Genomic DNA, 23,228 nt, shown 5'->3' on the forward strand with positions numbered 1-23,228 from the left:
CATTCGTTTGCAGCTTGAAGCTTACAACTTGAAGCTCCCCGGAGGGGCCTATGAGCTATGTGATCGACCGACGTCTCAATGGCAAGAACAAGAGCACGGTAAACCGACAGAGGTTTCTGCGTCGTTATCGTGACCATATCAAGAAGGCGGTGGAGGAAGCTGTCAGCCGGCGATCCATTACAGACATGGAACACGGCGAACAGATCAGCATCCCCGGGCGCGACATCGACGAACCGGTGCTGCACCATGGTCGTGGCGGCAAGCAGACGGTCGTCCATCCCGGCAACAAGGAATTCACCACCGGCGAGCACATCGCCCGCCCACAAGGCGGCGCTGGCGGCAAAGGGCCTGGCAAGGCAGGCAACTCCGGCGAAGGCATGGATGAGTTTTCGTTTCAGATCACTCAGGAAGAGTTTCTTGAGTTCATGTTCGAAGACCTCGAACTGCCGAATCTGGTCAAACGCAACCTGACCGGCACGGACACGTTCAAAACAGTGCGGGCCGGGATTAGCAACGAAGGTAACCCTTCCCGCATCAACATTATTCGCACCCTGCGCTCCGCCCATGCGCGACGCATTGCGCTGTCTGGCAGCAGTCGTGCAAAGCTCCGGGAGTCGATCAGCGAACTTGAGCGCATGAAGCGCGAAGAACCCGACAATTTTGGCGACATTCAGGAGCTGGAAGTAGACATAGAGAAGTTGAAAGCGCGCATTCGTCGTGTGCCCTACCTCGACACCTTCGACCTCAAATACAACCTGCTGGTCAAGCAACCCAACCCCAGTTCCAAAGCCGTCATGTTCTGCCTGATGGACGTTTCCGGCTCCATGACCCAGGCAACCAAGGACATCGCCAAACGGTTCTTCATCCTGCTGTACCTGTTTCTCAAGCGTAACTACGACAAAATCGAGGTCGTGTTCATTCGCCACCACACCAGTGCCCGCGAAGTGGACGAAGAAGAGTTTTTTTACTCACGGGAAACCGGCGGCACGATCGTTTCAAGCGCCCTGAAACTGATGCAGGAGATCATGGCGGCACGCTACCCGACCAGCGAATGGAACATCTACGCAGCTCAGGCTTCGGACGGCGACAACTGGAACGATGACTCGCCCATCTGCCGCGAGATCCTGACCAAACAGATCATGCCTTTCGTGCAGTACTACACGTACGTGGAAATCACGCCGCGTGAACATCAGGCCCTGTGGTACGAATACGAGCGTATCGGTGACGAGTTCGCCGACACCTTCGCCCAGCAGCAGCTGGTCTCTGCCGGTGATATCTATCCGGTATTCCGCGAACTCTTCCAGCGAAGGTTAGTGTCATGACCGCCAGAGAGCAGAAACGCCAACCCCTTTCCACCGGGTCAGAGTGGACGTTCGAACTGATTCGGGCCTACGACCGGGAAATCGGCAGAATCGCCGAGCGGTATGCCCTGGATACTTATCCCAATCAGATCGAGGTGATCACGGCCGAGCAGATGATGGATGCCTATGCCTCGGTGGGCATGCCGCTGGGTTATCACCACTGGTCTTACGGCAAGCACTTCCTCAGCACTGAAAAATCCTACTCGCGAGGCCAGATGGGTCTGGCCTACGAGATCGTGATCAACTCCGACCCATGTATCGCCTACCTGATGGAAGAAAACACCATCTGCATGCAAGCGCTGGTTGTCGCTCATGCCTGCTACGGGCACAACAGTTTCTTCAAGGGCAACTACCTGTTCCGCACCTGGACCGACGCCAGCTCGATCATCGATTATCTGGTGTTCGCCAAGCAGTACATCATGCAGTGCGAAGAACGCCACGGGATCGATGCGGTGGAAGACTTGCTCGACTCCTGCCACGCGCTGATGAACTACGGAGTGGACCGGTACAAACGCCCGTACCCGATTTCTGCCGAAGAAGAGCGGCGCCGACAGAAGGACCGTGAAGAGCATCTGCAACGACAGATCAACGATCTTTGGCGCACCATTCCGAAGAACGCCGACAAAGGCAACAAAGAGGATAACGCTCGCTTCCCTGCCGAACCTCAGGAAAACATTCTTTATTTCATCGAAAAGCACGCACCGTTGCTGGAGCCCTGGCAGCGTGAAGTGGTGCGAATCGTACGCAAGATTGCGCAGTATTTTTACCCCCAGCGCCAGACCCAAGTGATGAACGAAGGCTGGGCGACGTTCTGGCACTACACGCTGATGAATGACCTGTATGACGAGGGGCTTGTTACCGACGGCTTCATGATGGAGTTCCTGCAGTCGCACACCAGCGTGATCTATCAGCCCGGTTTCGACAGTCCGTATTACAGCGGTATCAACCCTTATACCCTCGGGTTTGCCATGTATCAGGACATCAGAAGGATGTGCGAACACCCCACTGATGAGGATCGGCAGTGGTTCCCGGAAATTGCCGGGACCGACTGGCTGACAGCGATCAAGTTTGCGATGGGCAGTTTCAAGGATGAGAGTTTCATCCTTCAGTACCTGTCACCCAAGGTCATTCGCGACCTCAAGCTGTTCAGCATCATGGATGACGATCAGAAAGAAGACCTGGTTGTGCCTGCAATTCACGATGAAAACGGTTACCGGACCATCCGCGAAATTCTCGCTGCCCAGTACAACCTTGGCAATCGGGAACCCAACATACAGATCTACAGCATTGATCGCCGCGGCGACCGCTCACTGACCCTGCGCCACCAGCAGCACAACCGCAAACCGCTGGGCGAATCGACAGATGAGGTGCTCAAGCACTTGCATCGGTTGTGGGGTTTTGACATCCACCTGGAAACCCTTCAGGGCGATGAGGTGGTCAAAGTCCATCATGTACCACCAAAAGGCGAGCATGCCGACAGTGAATATCCCCGGCGTGATTTGGCGGTTGTACACCTTTAAGCTGTAGAGCGGTGAATATTAATTATCCGCCCTTGATTCGGTTTTGGCCTCCACGAGCGCGACGCAAGGTTTATCCTGTCGCGCTTACGGAGGTTTTTTATGCAGATTTATAAAGTTGGCGGTGCAGTACGCGATCGCCTGCTGGGGCAACCCGTTACAGATATCGATTGGGTGGTGGTGGGCGCCAGTACCGAGGAGATGCTGGTCAAGGGCTATCGCCCGGTCGGCACAGACTTCCCGGTGTTCCTGCACCCGCTGACCAATGAGGAATACGCCTTGGCGCGCACCGAGCGCAAAAGCGGTGTGGGCTATGGCGGCTTTGTTTTTCACGCCAGCCCCGAGGTGACCCTTGAGCAGGACCTGATCCGTCGCGACCTGACCATCAACGCGATGGCCGAAGACAAGGACGGCAATCTGACCGACCCTTACAACGGGCAGCGGGACCTGGAAGCGCGAATATTGCGTCACGTTTCACCCGCATTCGCCGAAGATCCGCTCAGAGTCCTGCGCGTCGCCCGGTTTGCGGCACGTTACGCCGGTCACGGCTTCACCATCGCCTCCGAGACGATGGACCTGATGCGACAGCTTAGTGAATCGGGCGAACTCAAGGCCCTCACCGCCGAGCGAAGCTGGAAGGAAATCTCTCGCGCCCTCATGGAGGACCAGCCTCAGGTTTTCATCCAGGTGCTGCATGACTGCGGTGCGCTCGGCGAATTGATACCGGAAGTCGAAGCGCTGTTTGGCGTCCCGCAACCAGCAGCCCATCACCCTGAAATAGACACCGGCGTGCATGTTCTCAGCGTGCTTGAGCAGTCTGCGATTCACAAACACCCACTGACCGTGCGCTGGGCCTGCCTGTTGCACGATCTCGGCAAAGGGCTGACACCCGAATCCGAATGGCCTCGCCATATCGCTCACGAACACAAAGGCCTGCGCCCGATAAAAGCAGTCAACGAGCGCTTTCGCGTGCCCAAGGAATGCCAGGAGCTGGCGCTGCTGGTCGGTCAATATCACACTCACGGGCACCGGGCGCTGGAACTGAAGCCCTTGACCTTGCTGGAGTTGCTGCACAGCTTCGACGTCTATCGTCGGCCGCAGCGGTTCGAAGAGTTCATTGCCGCCTGCGAGATGGATGCACGAGGCCGCCACGGTTTCGAACAGCGCAGTTATCCACAGGCCGACTACCTGCGCGGCGCAGCACACGCCGCCCGAACCGTGTCAGTACAACCGCTGCTGGAGCAAGGCCTCAAGGGCAAGGAACTGGGCGATGCGCTGAAGAACGAGCGTCTGAAGGCGCTGAAAGCGTACAAGGCGGAGCAGATGGCCTGACTTACGCGCGCGAGCTATCGCTGCGACGCTCATCGTTATACACAAGCCCCAGAACGCCTGGAATAGAGGGCTTACAGGCTTCTGACAGAAGAGCATGGGAGCGAACTTGTTCGCGAAAGGGCCGTGACATCCGCTGAAGATGTATCGCCCAGAATAAAGCTTTCGCGAACAAGTTCGCTCCCACGGACTCCGGGCAGAATCAAAAGCGGACTGACGCTCCAGCGTGATAGCGCAGCCCTGGAAGCTCTGCGGTTGAACTGGAAAGCGAGACAACCTTAGCTGCGCAGCAAATGCTCAGGCGTCAACTCTACCCCACGCCACTCAAATGCAACCGGCCAAAGCTGCTGGTCAATCTGCGCATCCGCCCACAACTTGCTGAACGACAGGCCTACCCCCGGATGCAGGCGTTCGGGGGCAATCAGTGCAAGTGGGCGCAAAACGAAGGCATTTTTGAGAATTTCCGCCCTAGGCAAAATCAGCCCATCAAAGTTGCCGACCTGTTCCCCGTACAACAGCACATCGATGTCCAGCGGCAGGCCTACACGGTCAGGCGCGTAACGCCCGTTGTCCGCCTCGATGAATTTCAGTCGGCGATCCAGCTCCGTCAGTGGCAAATCGGTCAGTGCCGAAACCACCAGATTGAAAAACGGCCCGCTCTTGATGCCCACGGCATGGCTCTCGAAAACCGGCGAGCAACGCATGTCGGTCAAAAAGCCATCCAGCGCATCAAGCCCCGCCTGCAGGTGCCGTTCACGCTCGATATTGCTCCCCAGGCCGAGGAAGATCCGGGTCAGCGACATCCGCGCTCGATCTCCACGCCTACACCGGCAGCGGCGGCAACGGCGCCGGGCTTGGTCAGTTTCAAGCGCAGCCAGGGAATGGTGAATTCGCTCATCAGCACTTCGGCCAGACGTTCAGCGAACGTCTCGACCAATTGAAACTGCGCGTGCTCGGCGAACGCCTGAATACGCGTCGAGACACTGGCGTAGTCGAGCGCCTTGCTCAGGTCGTCGCCCGCCGCGGCAGGCCGATTGTCCCAGGCAAAACTGAGGTCCAGACGCAGGCACTGACGGATGCCACGTTCCCAGTCATACGCGCCGATGACGGTATCCACCTCAAGGCCCTCGATGAAAACTCTGTCCAAGCACTACTCTCCACTGCACGACAAGGGCGCGATGCGCCGTTAGAATCAGGGCATCCTCGCCCGGAATGGTTAGCATGTTTTGGTCACTGGCGGCTTTCGCCTACCTGCTTGGCTCACTGTCCTTTGCCATCCTGCTCAGCCGCCTCAGCGGCAGCCCGGACCCGCGCGCCAGCGGTTCCGGCAATGCCGGCGCCACCAACATGTTGCGTCTGGCCGGGAAAAAGCTGGCCATACTGACCCTGCTCGGCGACCTCTGCAAAGGCCTGATTCCGGTATTGCTTGCCGGCACCTTGGGGCTTGATCCCTCTCAGCAAGGCTGGATCGGCGTCTGCGCAGTGCTCGGCCATCTGTTTCCGCTGTACTTTCGGTTCCGCGGCGGCAAAGGCGTTGCAACGGCCGCCGGTGTGTTACTGGGGCTTTACCCGCCCGCAGCAGCCCTGGCGGTAGTCGCCTGGCTGCTGACGTTTTACCTGACCCGTACCAGCTCGCTCGCGGCGCTGATCGCTACACCCCTGACACTGCCATTACTGGCCTGGCAGGAGCCGCACGCCTTGTTGCCGATGAGCGTGTTGACCCTGCTCATCGTCTGGCGCCATCGCGGCAATCTACGCGACCTGCTGGCCGGGCGCGAACGGCATTTCTGAGCAACGACACGAAAACCACCGCCCTCGCATGCCTTCAGATTCCCGACAACTGCTCCATCGGCCAGCGCGCCTGCACGTTAATGCTCAAACCTTCCTTCTGCCCGGCCTGCAGACGCTGACAACCCGCAAAGGCGATCATCGCGCCGTTATCGGTACAGAATTCGGGCCGTGCGTAGTAAACATGCCCGCGCAGATCGCCGAGCATGCTTTCCAGCGAGACCCGCAGCGCCTTGTTGGCACTCACACCGCCGGCGATGACCAGGCTCTTGAGACCGGTCTGCTTGAGCGCGCGTTTGCACTTGATGGTCAAAGTCTCCACCACCGCCTGCTGGAAGGCCAGCGCGATGTCGCAGCGGGTTTGCTCACTGTCGTCTCCAGCACGCTGACACTGCTGCCAGGTATTGAGCGCTGAGGTTTTCAGGCCGCTGAAGCTGAACGCCAGCCCGGGACGATCGGTCATCGGTCGAGGAAAGACAAAACGCCCCGGCACACCCTGCATGGCCGCTTTCGAAATCTCCGGCCCACCGGGATACTGCATGCCCATCATCTTCGCGGTCTTGTCGAACGCTTCGCCTGCCGCATCGTCCAGCGTCTCGCCCAGCAGTTCGTACTGACCGATACCGTCGACACGCACCAGCTGTGTATGACCACCGGACACCAGCAAGGCGACGAACGGAAACTGTGGCGGGTTTTCTTCCAGCATCGGGGCCAGCAAATGGCCTTCCATGTGGTGAACACCCAATGCCGGAATGTCCCACGCGAACGCCAGCGCCTGGGCGCACGACGCGCCGACCAGCAACGCACCCACAAGGCCCGGCCCGGCGGTATACGCGATGGCGTCGATGTCGGTGGCAACACAGTCCGCTTCGGCCAGTGTCTGGCGGATCAGGGGCAGCATGCGCTTGACGTGATCACGCGACGCGAGTTCCGGCACCACACCGCCGTAGGCGCGGTGCAGATCGATCTGGCTGAATAAAGCGTCCGCCAGCAAACCGCGTTCACTGTCGTACAACGCGACGCCGGTTTCGTCGCAGGAGGTTTCTAATCCCAGTACTAGCATGGGGTTGCGCCTTGTTGGGGGCAGATTTGAAGGCGCGCATAATAGTCGCCGACCGAGGTGCCGACCAGCGGTTTTCGATCAGAGGCTTTGCATTCCTCTCAATGAGGGGTTAACATCCGCAACCCTTAAAAACCGACGTACTTTTGTGCAGTGTTTGCACTAAGCGTTGACCCCGGTAATGAATGAAGGTAGCTCTGGATGCCAGCCGTCAAAGTTAAAGAGAACGAACCCTTCGACGTAGCTCTGCGTCGTTTCAAGCGCTCCTGCGAAAAAGCCGGTGTTCTGGCTGAAGTTCGTAGCCGCGAATTTTACGAGAAGCCGACTTCGGAGCGTAAGCGCAAGGCAGCAGCTGCTGTCAAACGCCACGCCAAGAAAGTCCAGCGCGAACAGCGCCGCGCCGTTCGTCTGTATTAATTTACAGACCTGCGTCGCAAGCTTCTGCCTTGCCCGGCCACACAGCCGGGCTGTCGGCAGTTACAGCTTTGCTGTTTTGCGTTAGCTAGATTGATTGACCTGTTCAGGCCGCAGATGCGACCCAGACACTCAATCAAGCACGTCCAGCCTGTTTACAGGCAGCATTGGTCATGCCCAGCCGGGCAATAAACTGGCCGATGACAAGACGAGTATGCCTTGATGACTTCGCAAGAAGCTCAGCCAAGGCAGCGTCTTTTCAGGCATTCAACATCAGCATTGCAGCCTCTGGCTCGATGACCTGTTCGTATGATCATGTGCCCACCCTACCCCTTTGAACTCAGCCCGACCTTCGGATGCAAAGACGTGCCCGCTTATTGCCATTTCAATGCAAAAAGACGGCTGACAGGCTGACGGAACGCTCGTAGAGTCTCCCGATACTTCTGCAACGCGCTTGAATGACGAGAACGCCATGGCCGGGCTGATCCCCCAGAGCTTTATCGACGACCTTCTGAACCGCACCGACATTGTCGATGTTGTCAGTTCGCGCGTGCAGCTCAAGAAATCCGGCAAGAACTACAGCGCGTGCTGCCCGTTTCACAAAGAAAAGACACCCTCTTTCAGCGTCAGCCCGGACAAGCAGTTTTACTACTGCTTTGGCTGCGGCGCAGGCGGCAATGCGCTTGGCTTTATCATGGACCACGACAACCTGGATTTCCCCCAGGCTGTCGAGGACCTCGCCAAGGCCGCCGGCATGGAAGTGCCTCGCGAGCAGGGCGTCAAAGGTCAAAAACCACGCCAGCCAACCGACTCCCCGCTCTACCCGCTGCTGACTGCCGCCGCAGAGTTCTATCGCCAGGCCCTGAAAAGCCATCCCTCGCGCAAGGCTGCGGTGGATTACCTCAAGGGCCGCGGCCTCTCCGGCGAAATAGCACGGGACTTCGGCCTTGGCTTCGCGCCGCCCGGCTGGGACAACCTTTACAAGCACTTGAGCAGTGATTCGCTACAGCAAAAGGTCATGATCGACGCAGGCCTGCTGATCGAAAACGCTGAAACCGGCAAACGTTACGACCGCTTCCGCGACCGGGTCATGTTTCCGATCCGCGACTCTCGCGGCCGCGTCATCGCCTTTGGTGGTCGAGTGCTGGGCGATGACAAACCCAAATACCTGAACTCCCCGGAAACACCGGTGTTTCACAAGGGTCAGGAACTGTACGGGCTGTTCGAGGCACGCAAATTCAATCGCAACCTCGATGAAATCATCGTCGTTGAAGGCTACATGGACGTGATCGCGCTGGCCCAGCAAGGCCTGCGCAATGCGGTGGCGACACTGGGCACCGCCACCAGCGAAGAGCATTTGAAACGGCTGTTCAGGGTCGTGCCCAACGTGCTGTTCTGTTTCGACGGTGACCAGGCCGGACGCAACGCCGCATGGCGAGCGCTTGAAGCCACATTGTCGAACCTTCAGGACGGGCGTCGGGCTCGTTTTCTGTTCCTGCCTGAAGGCGAAGACCCGGACACACTGGTGCGCTCCGAAGGCACCGACGCGTTCAAGGCACGCATCAATCAGCATGCCCAGCCGCTGGCCGACTACTTTTTCGAGCAACTGACCAAAGAGTCTGACCCGCGCTCGCTGGAAGGCAAAGCGCACATGGCCACGCTCGCTGCACCGCTGATCGATAAAGTGCCAGGCGCGAACCTGCGCATTCTGATGCGTCAGCGCCTGACTGAAATCACCGGGCTGACCGGCGAGGCAGTGAGTCAGCTGGTGCAAAGCGCGCCCGCCGATGCACCGCCCAGCTACGACCCGTACGTCGACTACGACGCCGCGCCTGACTACGCCGACTACCCGCCACAGGGCGGTTACGAACAGCAGCAGGAATGGACGCCCAAGAAAACCGGCGGTCCGAATCAGAAAAAGTGGGACAACAAGTCCTGGGGCAAAAAAGGCAAGCGTCAGGACTTCGAGCCGCGCGCGCCCCGCGTTCCGACGGCCGTCGAGCCACCGATGCAGGCCGCCCTCAGAACATTGCTGCATCACCCGGAACTGGCCGAAAAGGTCGAAAATGCCAGCCATTTCGCGGCAGAAGACCAGTCAAACGCACAATTACTTGTCGCGCTCATTGAAGCCAGACAAAAGAATCCCAACCTGCGGTCGTTACAGTTGATAGCGCGGTGGCACGGGACTGAACAGGGCCGTTTGCTGCGCGCCCTGGCCGAAAAGGAATGGCTGATTGAGGCCGACAACCTTGAACAACAGTTTTTCGACACTATAACTAAGCTATCGGCGGACCAACGTTCGCGAAATATTGATCAATTGATCAGAAAAGACCGTGACACCGGCCTGACGGCCGAAGAGAAAGCGCAGCTGGTAAAGCTGCTCAGTCGTAATCATTCTGCACAAAACCCGACCTCAACTGGCGCGTGAGGTCATAGCTCGGGTATAATCCTCGGCTTGTTTTTTGCCCGCCAAGACCTTCAGTGGATAGGGTGTTATGTCCGGAAAAGCGCAACAGCAGTCTCGTATCAAAGAGTTGATCACCCTGGGTCGTGAGCAGAAGTATCTGACTTACGCAGAGGTCAACGACCACCTGCCCGAGGATATTTCAGATCCCGAGCAGGTGGAAGACATCATCCGCATGATCAACGACATGGGGATCCCGGTACACGAGAGTGCTCCGGATGCGGACGCCTTGATGCTGGCCGACGCCGATACCGATGAGGCAGCCGCAGAAGAAGCGGCCGCAGCACTGGCAGCGGTCGAGACCGACATTGGTCGTACCACCGATCCCGTTCGTATGTACATGCGTGAGATGGGCACCGTTGAACTTCTGACCCGTGAAGGCGAAATCGAAATCGCCAAACGTATCGAAGAAGGCATCCGTGAAGTGATGGGCGCTATCGCGCACTTCCCAGGCACGGTTGACCATATTCTCTCCGAATACACACGTGTCACCAGCGAAGGCGGTCGCCTCTCCGATGTTCTGAGCGGTTATATCGACCCGGACGACGGCATTGCGCCGCCTGCCGAAGTCCCTCCGCCCGTCGACCCCAAAGCCGTCAAGGCTGAAGGTGCTGACGACGACGAGGAAGAGTCGGCAGACGCCAGCGACGAAGAAGACGAAGTCGAGAGCGGTCCCGATCCGGTCATCGCCCAGCAGCGCTTCGGTGCGGTTTCCGATCAAATGGAAATCACCCGCAAGGCACTGAAAAAGCTCGGTCGCGACGACAAGCACGCCATTGCTGAAATGGTTGCCCTCGCCGAACTGTTCATGCCGATCAAACTGGTTCCAAAACAGTTTGAGGGTCTGGTCGAGCGTGTACGCGGTGCTCTTGAGCGTCTTCGTGCTCAGGAACGCGCCATCATGCAGCTGTGTGTACGTGATGCACGTATGCCACGCGCCGACTTCCTGCGCCAGTTCCCGGGCAACGAAGTCGACGAAAGCTGGACCGACGCACTGGCCAAAGGCAAGAGCAAGTACGCCGAAGCCATCGCGCGTTTGCAGCCTGATATCCAGCGTTGCCAGCAGAAACTCGCAGCACTGGAAGAAGAGACCGGCCTGAAAATAGCCGAGATCAAGGACATCAACCGTCGCATGTCGATCGGTGAGGCCAAAGCCCGCCGCGCGAAGAAAGAGATGGTTGAAGCAAACTTGCGTCTGGTGATCTCCATCGCCAAGAAGTACACCAACCGTGGCCTGCAATTCCTCGATCTGATCCAGGAAGGCAACATCGGCTTGATGAAGGCTGTGGACAAGTTCGAATACCGTCGTGGCTACAAGTTCTCGACCTATGCCACCTGGTGGATCCGTCAGGCGATCACTCGCTCGATTGCCGACCAGGCCCGCACCATTCGTATTCCGGTGCATATGATCGAGACGATCAACAAGCTCAACCGTATTTCCCGGCAGATGCTGCAGGAAATGGGTCGCGAACCGACCCCGGAAGAGCTGGGTGAACGCATGGAAATGCCTGAGGATAAAATCCGCAAGGTATTGAAGATCGCCAAAGAGCCGATCTCCATGGAAACCCCGATCGGCGATGACGAAGATTCGCACTTGGGTGACTTCATCGAAGACTCGACCATGCAGTCGCCAATCGATGTCGCCACTGTTGAAAGCCTGAAAGAAGCGACACGCGAAGTGCTGTCGGGCCTCACCGCCCGTGAAGCGAAGGTTCTGCGTATGCGTTTCGGCATCGACATGAATACCGACCACACGCTTGAAGAGGTCGGTAAGCAGTTCGACGTAACCCGCGAGCGGATTCGTCAGATCGAAGCCAAGGCACTGCGCAAGCTGCGTCACCCGACAAGAAGCGAGCATCTGCGCTCATTCCTTGACGAGTAATCGCACGAGCGAGTCAACAAAACCCCCGGCACGCCGGGGGTTTTGCGTTTCTGGCGAACCAGAATCCACACAGCAGGCCAAGGCGCAAGCGTGATCGACGCAGGCCTTGTCAGCCATCGGTCTAATTGCAGGTATCGGCGAATTGACCTACAACTATGTATCTACCCGGATACAACGCTTTCGGGACAAGCCTGAGTTAAATACATAGCTCAAGGCCATGTCACACCCTTATCAGAAACGGTCAGACACGGATGTGAGCCACTTATGCGTGGATTAATGATCGACATTAGCGACCGGGAAGCCCTGCGCCTGTCCGAAGGCAGATTCGCCTCGGTCTTCGCTCAATGCCCGGACGCGATGATCATCGCCAGCCTTATCGATGGGCACATCATGGATGCCAACGAGGCATTCGTCGAACAAACGGGGCTTGCCATAGACGACGTGATCGGCAAAACACCCACCGAGCTGGACCTATGGGCTGTGCCCGGTATGGGCCCCAACGTTCTTCAGCAACTGCAAACGGGCAGTATCCACAACCTGGAAATCCCCTTCCGTCGCAGCAGCGGCGAAACCTTTTCAGGGCTCATGTCAGCGCAGCCGTTTGATCAGGGCTCCACGCCAGCGGTACTGGTGGTCGTTCGTGACATCACTCAGCTCAAGCTGGCTCAGCAGCAACTGCAAATGTCCGAAGAGAAGTTCGCCAAGGCCTTCCATGCCTCGCCAGACGGGCTGGGCATCACCCGCCAACTGGACGGGATGATGCTGGAAGTCAACGAAGGTTTCTGCAACATCACGGGCTATAGCGAACAGCACTGCCTTGAGCATTCAACGTTCGATATGGGCATCTGGGCTGATCTGAGCGAGCGCCATCGACTCATCGAGCAAATAAAGCGCAACGGCTCCGTTCGAGACTTCCGTGCCCGGCTCCGCAATATCAGCGGCGACATCAGATTATGCGAGCTGTCCTCACAACCGCTCATCATCGGCGGTGAAGACTGCCTGCTGACCATTTCGCGGGACATCACCCAAAGCCAGCAAATGCAGGAAAAACTGCGCCTGGCCGCGACCGTTTTCGAGAGCACTGCCGAGGGCGTGCTGATCACCGACACCCACCAGCGCATCACTGCCGTCAACCGCGCCTTTACTGAAATCACCGGGTACAGCGAGGGCGAAGCCATCGGCAAGACGCCTCGCCTGCTCGCATCAGGCCAGCATGACAGCGCGTTCTACGCCGCCATGTGGCATCAACTGACTGCCGAAGGCCACTGGCAAGGCGAAATCAGCAACCGGCGCAAGAGTGGCGAGCTGTATCCGAGCTGGCTGACCGTGAGCGCCGTCCGCAACAAAGAGAACCTGCTCACCCACTTCGTGGCGGTGTTCGCTGACATTTCCAGCCTCAAACAGGCACAGGCGCGCCTGGACTATCAGGCTCACCACGACCCGCTCACCGGCCTGCCCAATCGCACCCTGTTCGAGAGCCGCCTTCAGTCGGCGTTACTGCACAGCGAAGAATCCGGCAGCCTTGGCGCAGTGCTGTTCCTCGACCTGGACCGCTTTAAACACATCAATGACAGCCTGGGCCACCCGGTGGGCGATTTGTTGCTCAAGGGCATTGCCCATCGCCTCAAGGAAACCCTGCGCGACATCGATACCGTCGCGCGACTCGGCGGCGACGAGTTCATCGTGCTGCTGCCCGGCCTGTTGCAGGCCTGCGACGCCAAGGCCATCGCCAACAAACTGCTGGCCTGCTTCAACACCCCTTTCGAGGCGGGTGAGCACGAGCTGTATATCAGCCCAAGCATCGGCAGCTGCGTGTTCCCCACCGACGGCACCGACGTCGCAACGCTGGTCAAAAATGCCGACGCCGCCATGTACCGCTCCAAGGCGCAGGGCCGCAACCGGGTCGAGAGCTACACCCGGGACCTCACCGAACAGGCCAGCGAACGCATTGCACTTGAGCAGGAATTGAGAAGAGCGCTGGACCGCAACCAGTTGAGCCTGGCTTACCAGCCCAAGATCAGCCTCCTGAGCCACACACTGGTGGGCGCAGAAGCGCTGATCCGCTGGAGCCATCCGACCTTTGGCGAAGTACCGCCTGAACACTTCATTCCGCTCGCGGAAGAAAACGGCATGATCCTGCAGATTGGCGACTGGGTGCTGGAGCAGGCCTGCGTCCAGATGGGCAAGTGGCGCAAAGCCTTCAAGCCGTTCGGCCCGGTGTCCGTCAACCTGGCCGGCGCCCAACTGCGCCAGCCGAACCTGGTTGAACGCATCGAACAACTGCTAGCCGACAACGGCCTGGTCCCGGACTGCCTGCAACTGGAAATCACCGAAAACTTCATCATGAGCCAGACCCAGGAAGCACTGGCCGTGCTGCACAAACTGAAAACACTCGGCGTCCAGCTGGCCATCGATGACTTCGGCACCGGCTATTCCTCACTGAGCTATCTGAAACGGCTGCCACTGGACATCCTCAAGATCGATCAGTCCTTCATCCGCGGCCTCCCGGAAGACACCCACGACGCCGCCATCGTCCGCGCCATCGTCGCACTGGGGCGCAGCATGCAACTGACCGTGATCGCCGAAGGCGTCGAGAACAGCGAACAACAGAAATTCCTCACCGACGAAGGCTGCGAACAGATCCAGGGCTACATCATCAGCCTGCCCCTCCACCCCGATGAATTCGGTACGAAATTTCTTCTTATGAATGTTTCGGACTTTTCGGATAGCACAGCCGCGAAACCGCCGTTATAATCCGCGGCCTACTGAGGGCCCATAGCTCAGTTGGTTAGAGCAGAGGACTCATAATCCTTTGGTCCACGGTTCGAGTCCGTGTGGGCCCACCACCTTTGGAAGCCGCGCATTGCGCGGCTTTTGTGTTTCTGGGTGGTGCTCCGGGGATACAGTCTTATGGTCCAGAGGGACAAAATCGGTGTAGCGCTGGTGCGCCAGTACACATTTGGCGTTCTTTCAGATGGCGACACTAGTCAAAACTCCTTCCGGCACCTGGAAGGCATTGATCCGCAAAACCGGTTGGCCAACTGTGGCTAAAACCTTCCGTACCAAGCATGATGCGGAGGACTGGTCTCGGCGTACCGAAGACGAAATGGTGAGGGTTGTCTACATCCAGCGTGGCGGTTCAGGGCGCATGATGCTGGAAGCAGCGCTCAAGCAAGTTGGTAAATCGGCCTGGTATCGCTAGGCAACCCAGACGCGTTTTCTAGATATCCCACCAACGGCGAGTATCGAGACTGTCTTTCCGACCTCGCGATTTCCTGTAAACGTACAGGCTCAAGCGGCCCGTAAACACTGCGACAAAAAAGACCAGACACCAGAATCCGTCGACATCAATCCAACCAATCAGCTGACGGTGGAAAACCACGAGCAGCACGAAAATCGCCGCGACTAGATACCCAAATTTTTGATTAGTCATAATACGCTCATAGGAGCTCCCTATTCGTTTAGGGAATGCTGACGTCGAAGATGCTCACTTAAATCAGATAGGCGTAGCTGCTCTGGGGCTTGTGTGTATTCCCTAATTCCCAAATCGCCTGGCGCAATACTGATTTCGATTTCAGCAACGTCTTTCAAAGCAATCTGGAAAAAAGCAAAAGCGTGGACCTCGATCTTGTGCCTACCTGGAAACTCGACTACCAAGATCCCTACGGTGTCTTCTTGATCGTGAAGATCACCAGTAGGTGAGACACGCACGCCTGTAAAGTATGGGGCAAGGGCCAAGAGGCAGCGACATTGTAGTGATACTGCTGCCGAAGTGCGTTAATGTAGCGAACGCTCAGATTAGCAGGCAATCCCGTTTCATCCCCTCGATTTTAAAGACCCAGATCGCGCGCTCTGATACTGCCAAAGCCTGCTGCAGTGGCAGGCTTGGCGATGCTGCACTTTTCATTGCGATTTCTGAAGTGTGGGCCGATGACGCATGCAACCAGGAACAGTTGGGCCAATAGGGATCAGCCCTGAGTAAATGAAACCCGAGCCCTCCCCCCAGTCAATTCCCCATGCCCCTGATTCACGATCGTAAACCTTGGTTTCTGAAATCAATTTTCCGTCTCGATGATCGTACAGCCTGTAAAAGCCGGGGCTGCCCCACCATGGAAACCATTTTGGCGATCTAACCCCATTAGGGTCTGGTTCTCGATGGAGTACATTAGGCAACACCCAAAAAGGCTCGAAAGCTTCCAGTCGATAACACCCGTCCGGGCTGATGAGTGGTGCTCCTGATCTCTTGGCTAGCGCTCTTTCCCACCACTCGGAAGCAGTCCAAAGGCTACAAGCTATTATAATATATGCCAAAAAAAATCTTACCCTTGCCGATGATATTTTCATTGGCGCGTTCCTAGATCAATGGTCCTATCAATTTTTTTCCACAATATATCGGAGTAGATAATAAAGTCTCCCCCCTTGCCTATTTTACTTCTGTATTCTCGAAAATCACCATTGTAAATTGCAGCAAAGGGCCCATCTTTCAATCTAACCACTAAACGCCCCAGTGGCGTCATGGATATCACATCTTCTTTTTTTGTTAACACATGATCTTCTGTACAAGTACCTAGATATTGAAAGCCATTAAAATCATAGTGATCGCGAATATAAAACCCTACCTGATCTATATGAAAACATTCATGTTTCTCTTTGGTCAGGCTATCTATTTTGCTAAAAGTGCTCCCTATAACACCTATCTTTAATGTCGCCGCCCCTAATGCGCCATACATATCGTCTAATACATCCCAGAAGCTACCGATTTTAATGAAATTTACTTGAGATACGGAATCCATCTGTAATGCAGTCATGGCATGAGACCCAAGCTCAAACGCCCCTGTCCCGCTCCAGCCTGCCTTTTTCAGCAGCCTATTTAAACGAGCTTTAGCATTGACTGTGGTCAGAAGTAACTCAGCCTCCTCAACAGCCTGCCTGCATCGCTCAAACTGCATTGCCCATTCCATCTTCACGATGCTTTCATCGCACTGCGCGGGAGACAGGCTCATTGGGTCAGGCTGTGTTTCCTGCACCTTCCACTCCTCCGGCATTTCCCACGCTGGACTGTCAAACCATCTCTGCATCAGCGCCGCTGCGGTGTCCCACCCCATGTTGCGCATGGCTCTCGGGATTCGAGTTAAGGCCAGGCTTTGGAGGATGACTTCTTTGGCTGGGGTGTCTGTAGGGGCGTAGGTGTGCGAGGCACCTTGGGGCAAGGCATAGTAAGTATCAGGGCCTAAGGCATTGGTGCGTGTAAAATCGTTCAGAGACATTGGGCTATTCCATGACCGGCCGCGGGGCGTTGGTTGCGATTTGTAGAGCGGCAACTGCGGGGCTTTTATGGCTGCGGCTATAGCCTTGCACGTCAAGCGCGCTAACGGCAGTGCAACGTTGGTCTTGCATAACCACGTATCCCAGATGGCCAAGGCTGGTGCGTTTGTCATTGAAAAGACGAAAACGCTCATCACACATCACAGACTCTCGTTGACCTATAGCTAAATCAACTGACTGCACAACCGCATCTACCCCAGACTCGCTAGCATCACTCTGAGCGTTACTGACCGGAGTAGAGAACGCGGACTCCATAGCACTCGACCGCCTCTCAACCCGAAAAAAGCTCTGCTGTCGGGATATCAAGCGTGCTCCGCAACTGGTCAGGTCGCCTTCTAGCGCGATTATGTATCCGTCTACGTGGAAGGTGTTTCCTTCACCAATAATTTTGCTAGCGCCATGCAATGGGCAGGTGACGTCACAGCCCCTATGCGCTACGGGAAAACCATTGATACGCTTTGTTTGGTCGCCGTTAATAACATACCCTCCGTGGTCTGTGACATCACCCTGGACAATGGCCAGTAGTTTCATAAAACTCTCCCTGAGAACTGTTTTTTTACGGGGTCAATAGAGAAAAAGGGGAAATCATACACTAAGCCAATTACCAGGACGAAATGCAGTGATCAACTCGTGTATGGAAACCTTACGAGCGTGAATCTGGTTCAGTATTTCGGTACCCACCCGGTACAGCTATAAGCTCTCACTACTGTCTCAACACCACGTCAAACCCGCTGTTTATAATGCTTTCCGCTTTGTGTGCCTACGCTCTCCTATAAACAGTTTTGTTAGGCCCACAGCGTTTCTAGGCAACTCATAATCCTTTGGTCTACGGTTCGAGTCCGTTTGGGCCCACAGCATTGAAAGCCGCGCATTGCGCGGCTTTTTTGTACCCTAAATCAATACAGTCAACCAAGCCTGCACCAACAATAAAAAAGCCAGTACACGGTTCATGCACTTGAGCGCCTGCTCTGAACCAAAAGCGCGTTTACTGCCCACACCGAGCAGTGCCCATAGGGTCATGCAGGGTAAGGAAACCAACAGAAACACCAGTGACAACACCACCAGCCGCATGGTCTTGTCGCTGCCATCGGCAAAAAAGCTCACCGTTGCCACCGCCATCATCCAGACCTTGGGGTTGACCAATTAACCCCCCACCAAAAAACTGTCATGCCAGTGCGGGTCGTAGTCATGGCCCTGAAAATGGGCGCGAATCGATTCAATCCCGGTATCTGCGTCCTGGGACAGCTCAATCCAGTTGCGTTTATCCAAAAAAGACTCCGGGCATAAATGGGTCAGCGTTAAACGGTACGGACGATTAACTTACCCGTTTTGGAAAGGATGTTTAGAAGATTTGTGCGGGTGATGAGCTGCAGTCGCCAAAGCCACCACCCCAACCATCCCACGCCCCACCTCAACCTCAACCCCCTCCCCCATTAACATCCCCACCTGGCCCCACTCCCCCAATTCCAGCCCATGCAGCTTCAACAACGCCTCCCGCTCACACCAGGCTTTGGCAAATGCCGTCGAGCGCATCGCCTCAGGCACACTCATCAGTCGCGCAGTCACGTCAGCGCCGAGGTAGTCCTGCGCCACAACCTGCCAATCGGGCACATCCTGAACCTGCATCACATCAACCCCCACCGCCCCGTGCAGGTGGACAGCCGCCAGGGAACATCCGGCTTCGTGGCTGATGGAAAATCCCGGTTCCAGCCAGTCGTTAATCATCAGTCGCGGGGCGTGTCCGGGGTGGCTGATGAAGGCGATTGCGTCAGGTGACAAACCGAGGTATTGGCTGAGGGCGTGACGCACGCAGGTGCGAATGCGTTGTCTCGCTTCGACGCGCGTGCTGCTGGCTCTGATAGTGCTGCTGACCAGCAATATCCCGTCGTGCGGGAATGGCTGGCGAGAGGCGAGCCGGCCATCCTCGTCGAATGCCCAGATCGCCCCGAGGCTCATGCCCTGTCAGGTGCCGCAGGGCATCCGGCCCAGCGGCTGGCGGCGGGAATGTGTTCGCCTTTCATCACCAGTGTCAGTGAGCCGAGATGCGCATCGTCGCCCACTGCGGCGCTGTACAGCACGGCGCTGCGTGGTCCCATGTAGACGCGTTCGCCGATGACGACGTGGTCGATTTTCATGATCCGGTCTTCGAACAAGTGAGTTTGCGGGCAGGCCCCGGCATTCAGTTCACTGTTGGCGCCAATACGGACGCAGTCGAATTCGGTGATGTCGGTTGTGTCCATGTACACCCCACGGCCAATCTTGCAGCCGAGCAGGTTGAAGGCCAGCGGCAACCACGGCGTGCCGCGCAGGTAGCGCATGAAGTTCGGCGCGGCCATGCCTTCGTAAAGGCTGGTGATGCCCTCTGAAAACCATACAAAGGGTGTCCACATCGGGTCTGCACGTTTGCGGTAGCGACCGATGACCACCCATTTCAGGGCCGTTATCAGCAAAAAGTTGCCCACGCTGTACGCCAGGCCAATCGCCGCAAGGTACGCCAGCACGGCACCCCAGCGCTCGTCTTCGGCCAGCGGCATGAGGTCGAGCATGACGGTGTAGCCGACCGCGATGACCATCGCGTGCGGGGTGACGATACGCACGGCTTCGACCAAGCCTCGCGCCAGGCGGCGCAATGGCGAAGGCTTGAAGGTCAGCGACTCAGGCGCACCGCTTGACTGCTCCCGGGCAGGCAGGTTGATCGGGGGCGACCCCAGCCAGGTGTCGCCATCGACCAACTTGTCGTTGTGCGGCGCACAGGAGTGAACGCCGATCAGGACGTTTTCAGGCAGTACGGTGCCGTCCGAAATGTAACTGCCATTACCGACAAAGCTGCGGTTGGAAACGACCGTCGGTTGCAAAGTCATCCAGCCGCCATCGATACGCTCATCGCCTAGCATGACGGCGTCGGCGATAAAGGTTTCATCGCCCAGGGTGAGCATGTCGGGGATCACACCCTGCGCGCTGGAAATCTCGGCATCACGCCCGACTTTTGCGCCCAGCAGCCTGTACCAGAATGGCGAATACACCGTGGCGTAAATGCCGGACAGCACGTTCAGGCTCGCTTCCTGTATCTGGCTGATCATCCACTTGGCGCAATAGATGTTGCTGTGGACCGCGTAACGGCCCGGCTTGAGGCGAGGGAACACGATCCAGCGCAACGCCGCGGAGGCCAGCACCGTCGCCACGATCAACACGGCACTGGCCGGGAAAGCGAGAATGAAATAGCGGATAAGTTGACCGGCCACCCCGCTCCCTTCAAACCCCGGCAAGAAATGTTGGGTATCGAACCAGTCGATCAGGAAAAAGGTCGGGAACACCGGGATGAAAAACAGCGTGGCGACCAGCAGGACGCCCAGGCAGAAAAACAGTTTTTCTGCACGCAAGCGCGCACGAGTGACGATGGGGCGTGCTGGCTGGCTGAGGATATCAAAGGCACCGACATCCCGTGCCGGTGAGCCCTGCCAGAGGCGGCCAGCCGGAACTTCGCGGCCGTCCGCCAGCGCTGACTGGGATTCCAGATGGCCCCACGGGCCGACAGCGGTATTGCCTTCCATGATTACGTAAGAGCCGACGCAGGCGTTGTCCTGCAAGGTGATCTGCCCCAAGCGCAACTGGCCCCGCTCGACACGCGCGTTCTCGAAGCTGACGCCATTGCCGATGCTGACGCCGTCCCCGATCTGCAGAAGGTCGGGTATCCGAGCCGTGGTTCCACCGATCACTACTTCCTGCCCGATCCTGGCGCCCAAAGCCCGCAGCCACAGGGGGTAAAGCGAAGAGCCGCTTAACAGATACACCGGCGCTGACTCGACCACGCGATCCGCAGCCCACCAGCGGAAGTAGGTGACGCCCCACAACGGGTAGACGCCGGGCTTCAGGCGTCCGGCTATCAGCCACTTGCCGGCGATGGCAATGAAAAACTGCAGCACGGTCGCCATCAGAAATACCGAGATCGACGCGACGGTCGCCAGTGCAATGGAGTCCTCGGGTGAGCCGGTGAGAAAGTGATAGGTAAAGAACGGCGCAAGCCACTGCGTCATCCGCAGACTGACCATCACCGGCAAGGCCAGCGCCTGCGCAACACCGCACCGCCAGCGCCGCCATGCGGAAGGAGGTGTCCAGTCCTCCGGGGCCGCCGTCTCTTGCGATGCCAGGTCCAGCACTTCGGCAATCGCGCTGATACGCCGTTGCTGGTAGATGTCCCGCACAGTGATTTGAGCGAAACGAGGATTGGCACGCAGGGCCGACGCCAAACGGGCGGCAAAGAACGAATGCCCGCCCAGGTCAGTGAAAAAATCAGCGTCGCGACGGATCGGCAGGCCGGGAAAGAGCGTCGCCAAGGCGGCGAACAGTGCAACTTCGCCTTCAGTTCCTGGCGCATCGGATTCGCCGCTGCTGACACTTATTGCCAGAGGACGTGCCTTGAGCGCTTTGCGGTCGATTTTGCCGGAGGTCAGGCGCGGCATGCTGTCGAGCAACTCGAAATGCCCCGGCACCATGTACGGTGGCAGTTGAGTTTGCAGGACCTTGCGCAGCTCGCTCGTGAAGACGGGAGAGGGCTCGGCGTCGCACACCAGATAAGCGACCAACTGATCGACGCCATTTTCGTTACGCAGCAAAACGGCGGTGGTGCCGACGCCGGGCTGTTGCGCCAGCAAGGCTTCGATCTCGCCCAATTCGACACGGAAGCCACGAATCTTCACCTGATCATCGGCACGCCCCAGGCATTGCACTTGCCCTTCCGCATCGATCCGCGCCAGATCGCCCGTGCGGTACAGACGCGCGTCGTGATAACCGGTGGACCACGGGTTGGGCAGGAATTTATCCTCGGTCAGGTCCGGCCGGCCCAGATAACCTTCGGCCAGACCAGGACCAATAATGCACAGCTCGCCCACTTTGCCACGCGGCAGAAGACTTGGCGCCACCGTGCTACCGACCGCCGGGTCGTTGGCAATCACCAGCAGCCCGTAATTGGGCAGCGGCGTGCCAATGGTGACCGGTTTTCCACGTGACAGCGGCGCCAGACTGGCTGACACCGTGGCTTCGGTCGGCCCATACGTATTGAACATCTGCCGGGCTGGCGTGGCCCAGCGCTCGACCAGAGAATCCGGGCACATTTCGCCGCCCAGATTGATCAACCGCAGGCTCGGGACGTCTTCACTGAACAGCGCCAGCAATGTGGGCACTGCGTGCAGCACGCTGATGCGCTGTTCGTTCAACAGCCTCGGCAGGGTTTCGGGGTCGCCGCTGGTTTCTTTCGGCCCGATCCACAGCGTTGCGCCCACCAGGTAGGCGATCCAGATTTCCTCGAACGACATGTCGAACGCGACCGAAAACCCCTGATAGACACGGTCGCTGGCACGGATGCCCAACACCGCGTTTTCGCTGCGCAGAAAATGGCAGATGCTGCGCTGGGAAATCACAATGCCCTTGGGCTTGCCGGTCGAGCCCGAGGTGTAGATCACATAGGCAGGATGGTCCGGCGACACGCCGCTGCGTCGAACCGGAACCGTGTAGGTCTGCATCAACAGCACTTCGGCAGTCCACACCGTCAGCCCGGTATCGGCCAGCAGCGGTCTCAGCGTTTCACAGCAGACCACCCCCACTGCATCGGCGTCCTCCAGACAAATCTGCAGACGTTCAACCGGCGTATCCTGATCCAGCGGCAGCCAGGCTGCACCGGTCTTGGCGATGCCGGCCTGCATGACCAGAAGCTCGATGCCGCGTGGCAGCCAGAGGCCGACGATCTGCCCTGGCCGAACGCCTGCCCCGATCAGCGCAGACGCGACTTGATCAGCCTGTTGATTCAGCTCCCGGTAACTGATCTGGCGATCGCCGAAGATCAAGGCCACGTGTTCCGGGTCGCGTTGCGCGCTGGCTTCAAGCAGGTCGGCCAAGACTTCTTCGCGCAACAATTGGGGTTGAATCGGACCGTAAATCACATTCGCCGACGGTTCGTTCCGGTAAGGCTGCAGCAGGTTCAGGTTATTCATGGCAGCAAATATTCGCTCGTCTGAAAGGAGAAGCCTGAGAGAGTTGTCGTTATGGGTTCAGAGCCGATCCTTCAGCGAGTGGCGTGCATTTTGTAGTGACA

General features: G+C 57.6%; 16 protein-coding genes, 1 tRNA gene and 3 pseudogenes. 10 read left to right on the forward strand and 10 right to left on the reverse strand.

All coding sequences use genetic code 11. The annotated features are described in order from the left end of the window. Window positions 1-50: 50 nt before the first annotated feature. The 3 genes from BW686_RS14010 (at window position 51) to BW686_RS14020 (ending at window position 4,210) form a co-directional block, all read left to right on the forward strand. On the forward strand, window positions 51-1,322 hold the full coding sequence (locus BW686_RS14010; protein ID WP_084917721.1) for a YeaH/YhbH family protein: 1,272 nt from the start codon (window positions 51-53) through the stop codon (window positions 1,320-1,322). Further along, window positions 1,319-2,881: a SpoVR family protein gene (locus tag BW686_RS14015; RefSeq protein WP_084917724.1), complete on the forward strand. Its 1,563-nt coding sequence runs from the start codon at window positions 1,319-1,321 to the stop codon at window positions 2,879-2,881. The genes BW686_RS14010 and BW686_RS14015 overlap by 4 nt, the downstream gene beginning before the upstream one ends. Before the next feature lie 99 nt (window positions 2,882-2,980). After that, a complete protein-coding gene (locus BW686_RS14020; RefSeq protein ID WP_084917726.1) occupies window positions 2,981-4,210 on the forward strand; it encodes a multifunctional CCA addition/repair protein in 1,230 nt (409 codons plus the stop codon). 275 nt (window positions 4,211-4,485) lie between these two features. Here BW686_RS14020 and folK read toward each other — a convergent pair whose 3' ends face one another. Both folK and folB read right to left on the reverse strand, forming a co-directional pair. Beyond that, on the reverse strand, window positions 4,486-5,010 hold the full coding sequence (folK, locus tag BW686_RS14025; RefSeq protein WP_084917729.1) for a 2-amino-4-hydroxy-6-hydroxymethyldihydropteridine diphosphokinase: 525 nt from the start codon (window positions 5,008-5,010) through the stop codon (window positions 4,486-4,488). Beyond that, window positions 5,001-5,354: a dihydroneopterin aldolase gene (folB, locus tag BW686_RS14030; protein ID WP_084917732.1), complete on the reverse strand. Its 354-nt coding sequence runs from the start codon at window positions 5,352-5,354 to the stop codon at window positions 5,001-5,003. The genes folK and folB overlap by 10 nt, the downstream gene beginning before the upstream one ends. 74 nt (window positions 5,355-5,428) lie before the next feature. Here folB and plsY point away from each other — a divergent pair, with 74 nt between their 5' ends. Next, the gene (gene plsY / locus BW686_RS14035; protein WP_179149267.1) at window positions 5,429-5,998 is read left to right on the forward strand and encodes a glycerol-3-phosphate 1-O-acyltransferase PlsY; all 570 of its coding nucleotides are present in this window, start codon (window positions 5,429-5,431) and stop codon (window positions 5,996-5,998) included. A gap of 34 nt (window positions 5,999-6,032) precedes the next feature. Here plsY and tsaD read toward each other — a convergent pair whose 3' ends face one another. Further along, complete coding sequence (gene tsaD / locus BW686_RS14040) at window positions 6,033-7,058, reverse strand: tRNA (adenosine(37)-N6)-threonylcarbamoyltransferase complex transferase subunit TsaD (RefSeq protein ID WP_084917737.1); 1,026 nt, start codon at window positions 7,056-7,058, stop codon at window positions 6,033-6,035. Window positions 7,059-7,256: 198 nt separating this feature from the next. On the opposite strand from tsaD, the gene rpsU reads away from it, so the two are divergent. The 6 genes and pseudogenes from rpsU to BW686_RS14070 all read left to right on the forward strand — a co-directional run. After that, the gene (gene rpsU / locus BW686_RS14045) at window positions 7,257-7,472 is read left to right on the forward strand and encodes a 30S ribosomal protein S21 (RefSeq protein ID WP_002551877.1); all 216 of its coding nucleotides are present in this window, start codon (window positions 7,257-7,259) and stop codon (window positions 7,470-7,472) included. 469 nt (window positions 7,473-7,941) lie between these two features. After that, on the forward strand, window positions 7,942-9,897 hold the full coding sequence (dnaG, locus tag BW686_RS14050) for a DNA primase (protein ID WP_084917739.1): 1,956 nt from the start codon (window positions 7,942-7,944) through the stop codon (window positions 9,895-9,897). A gap of 67 nt (window positions 9,898-9,964) precedes the next feature. Continuing rightward, window positions 9,965-11,815, forward strand: coding sequence for an RNA polymerase sigma factor RpoD (gene rpoD, locus BW686_RS14055; protein WP_084917741.1), 1,851 nt, complete (start codon window positions 9,965-9,967; stop codon window positions 11,813-11,815). Window positions 11,816-12,091: 276 nt separating this feature from the next. Further along, window positions 12,092-14,569 (forward strand): bifunctional diguanylate cyclase/phosphodiesterase, encoded by a 2,478-nt coding sequence (locus BW686_RS14060; protein ID WP_179149268.1) that lies wholly within the window; start codon window positions 12,092-12,094, stop codon window positions 14,567-14,569. A 15-nt stretch (window positions 14,570-14,584) separates the two neighbouring features. Next, window positions 14,585-14,661 (forward strand) — tRNA-Ile (locus tag BW686_RS14065). A 128-nt stretch (window positions 14,662-14,789) separates the two neighbouring features. Then, window positions 14,790-14,990: pseudogene (locus tag BW686_RS14070) on the forward strand (site-specific integrase); the annotation flags it as partial. Between the two features lie 728 nt (window positions 14,991-15,718). Here BW686_RS14070 and BW686_RS27135 read toward each other — a convergent pair. The 7 genes and pseudogenes from BW686_RS27135 to BW686_RS14105 form a co-directional block, all read right to left on the reverse strand. Further along, window positions 15,719-16,159 (reverse strand): hypothetical protein, encoded by a 441-nt coding sequence (locus BW686_RS27135; RefSeq protein WP_084917748.1) that lies wholly within the window; start codon window positions 16,157-16,159, stop codon window positions 15,719-15,721. Beyond that, window positions 16,156-17,082, reverse strand: coding sequence for a DUF6402 family protein (locus BW686_RS14085; protein WP_084917750.1), 927 nt, complete (start codon window positions 17,080-17,082; stop codon window positions 16,156-16,158). The genes BW686_RS27135 and BW686_RS14085 overlap by 4 nt, the downstream gene beginning before the upstream one ends. Before the next feature lie 4 nt (window positions 17,083-17,086). Then, on the reverse strand, window positions 17,087-17,671 hold the full coding sequence (locus BW686_RS14090; protein WP_084917752.1) for a PAAR domain-containing protein: 585 nt from the start codon (window positions 17,669-17,671) through the stop codon (window positions 17,087-17,089). Window positions 17,672-18,031: 360 nt separating this feature from the next. Continuing rightward, window positions 18,032-18,283 (reverse strand): annotated as a pseudogene (locus tag BW686_RS14095) (LysE family translocator); the annotation flags it as partial. A 6-nt stretch (window positions 18,284-18,289) separates the two neighbouring features. After that, window positions 18,290-18,409 (reverse strand): annotated as a pseudogene (locus tag BW686_RS26125) (AraC family transcriptional regulator); the annotation flags it as partial. 51 nt (window positions 18,410-18,460) lie between these two features. Next, complete coding sequence (locus BW686_RS14100) at window positions 18,461-19,096, reverse strand: 4'-phosphopantetheinyl transferase family protein (protein ID WP_084917755.1); 636 nt, start codon at window positions 19,094-19,096, stop codon at window positions 18,461-18,463. After that, window positions 19,093-23,127, reverse strand: a complete 4,035-nt coding sequence (locus BW686_RS14105) for a Pls/PosA family non-ribosomal peptide synthetase (RefSeq protein ID WP_084917758.1) — start codon at window positions 23,125-23,127, stop codon at window positions 19,093-19,095. The genes BW686_RS14100 and BW686_RS14105 overlap by 4 nt, the downstream gene beginning before the upstream one ends. Window positions 23,128-23,228: the final 101 nt, after the last annotated feature.

The organism is Pseudomonas syringae, assembly GCF_002157375.1.
Lineage (GTDB): Bacteria > Pseudomonadota > Gammaproteobacteria > Pseudomonadales > Pseudomonadaceae > Aquipseudomonas > Aquipseudomonas syringae_T.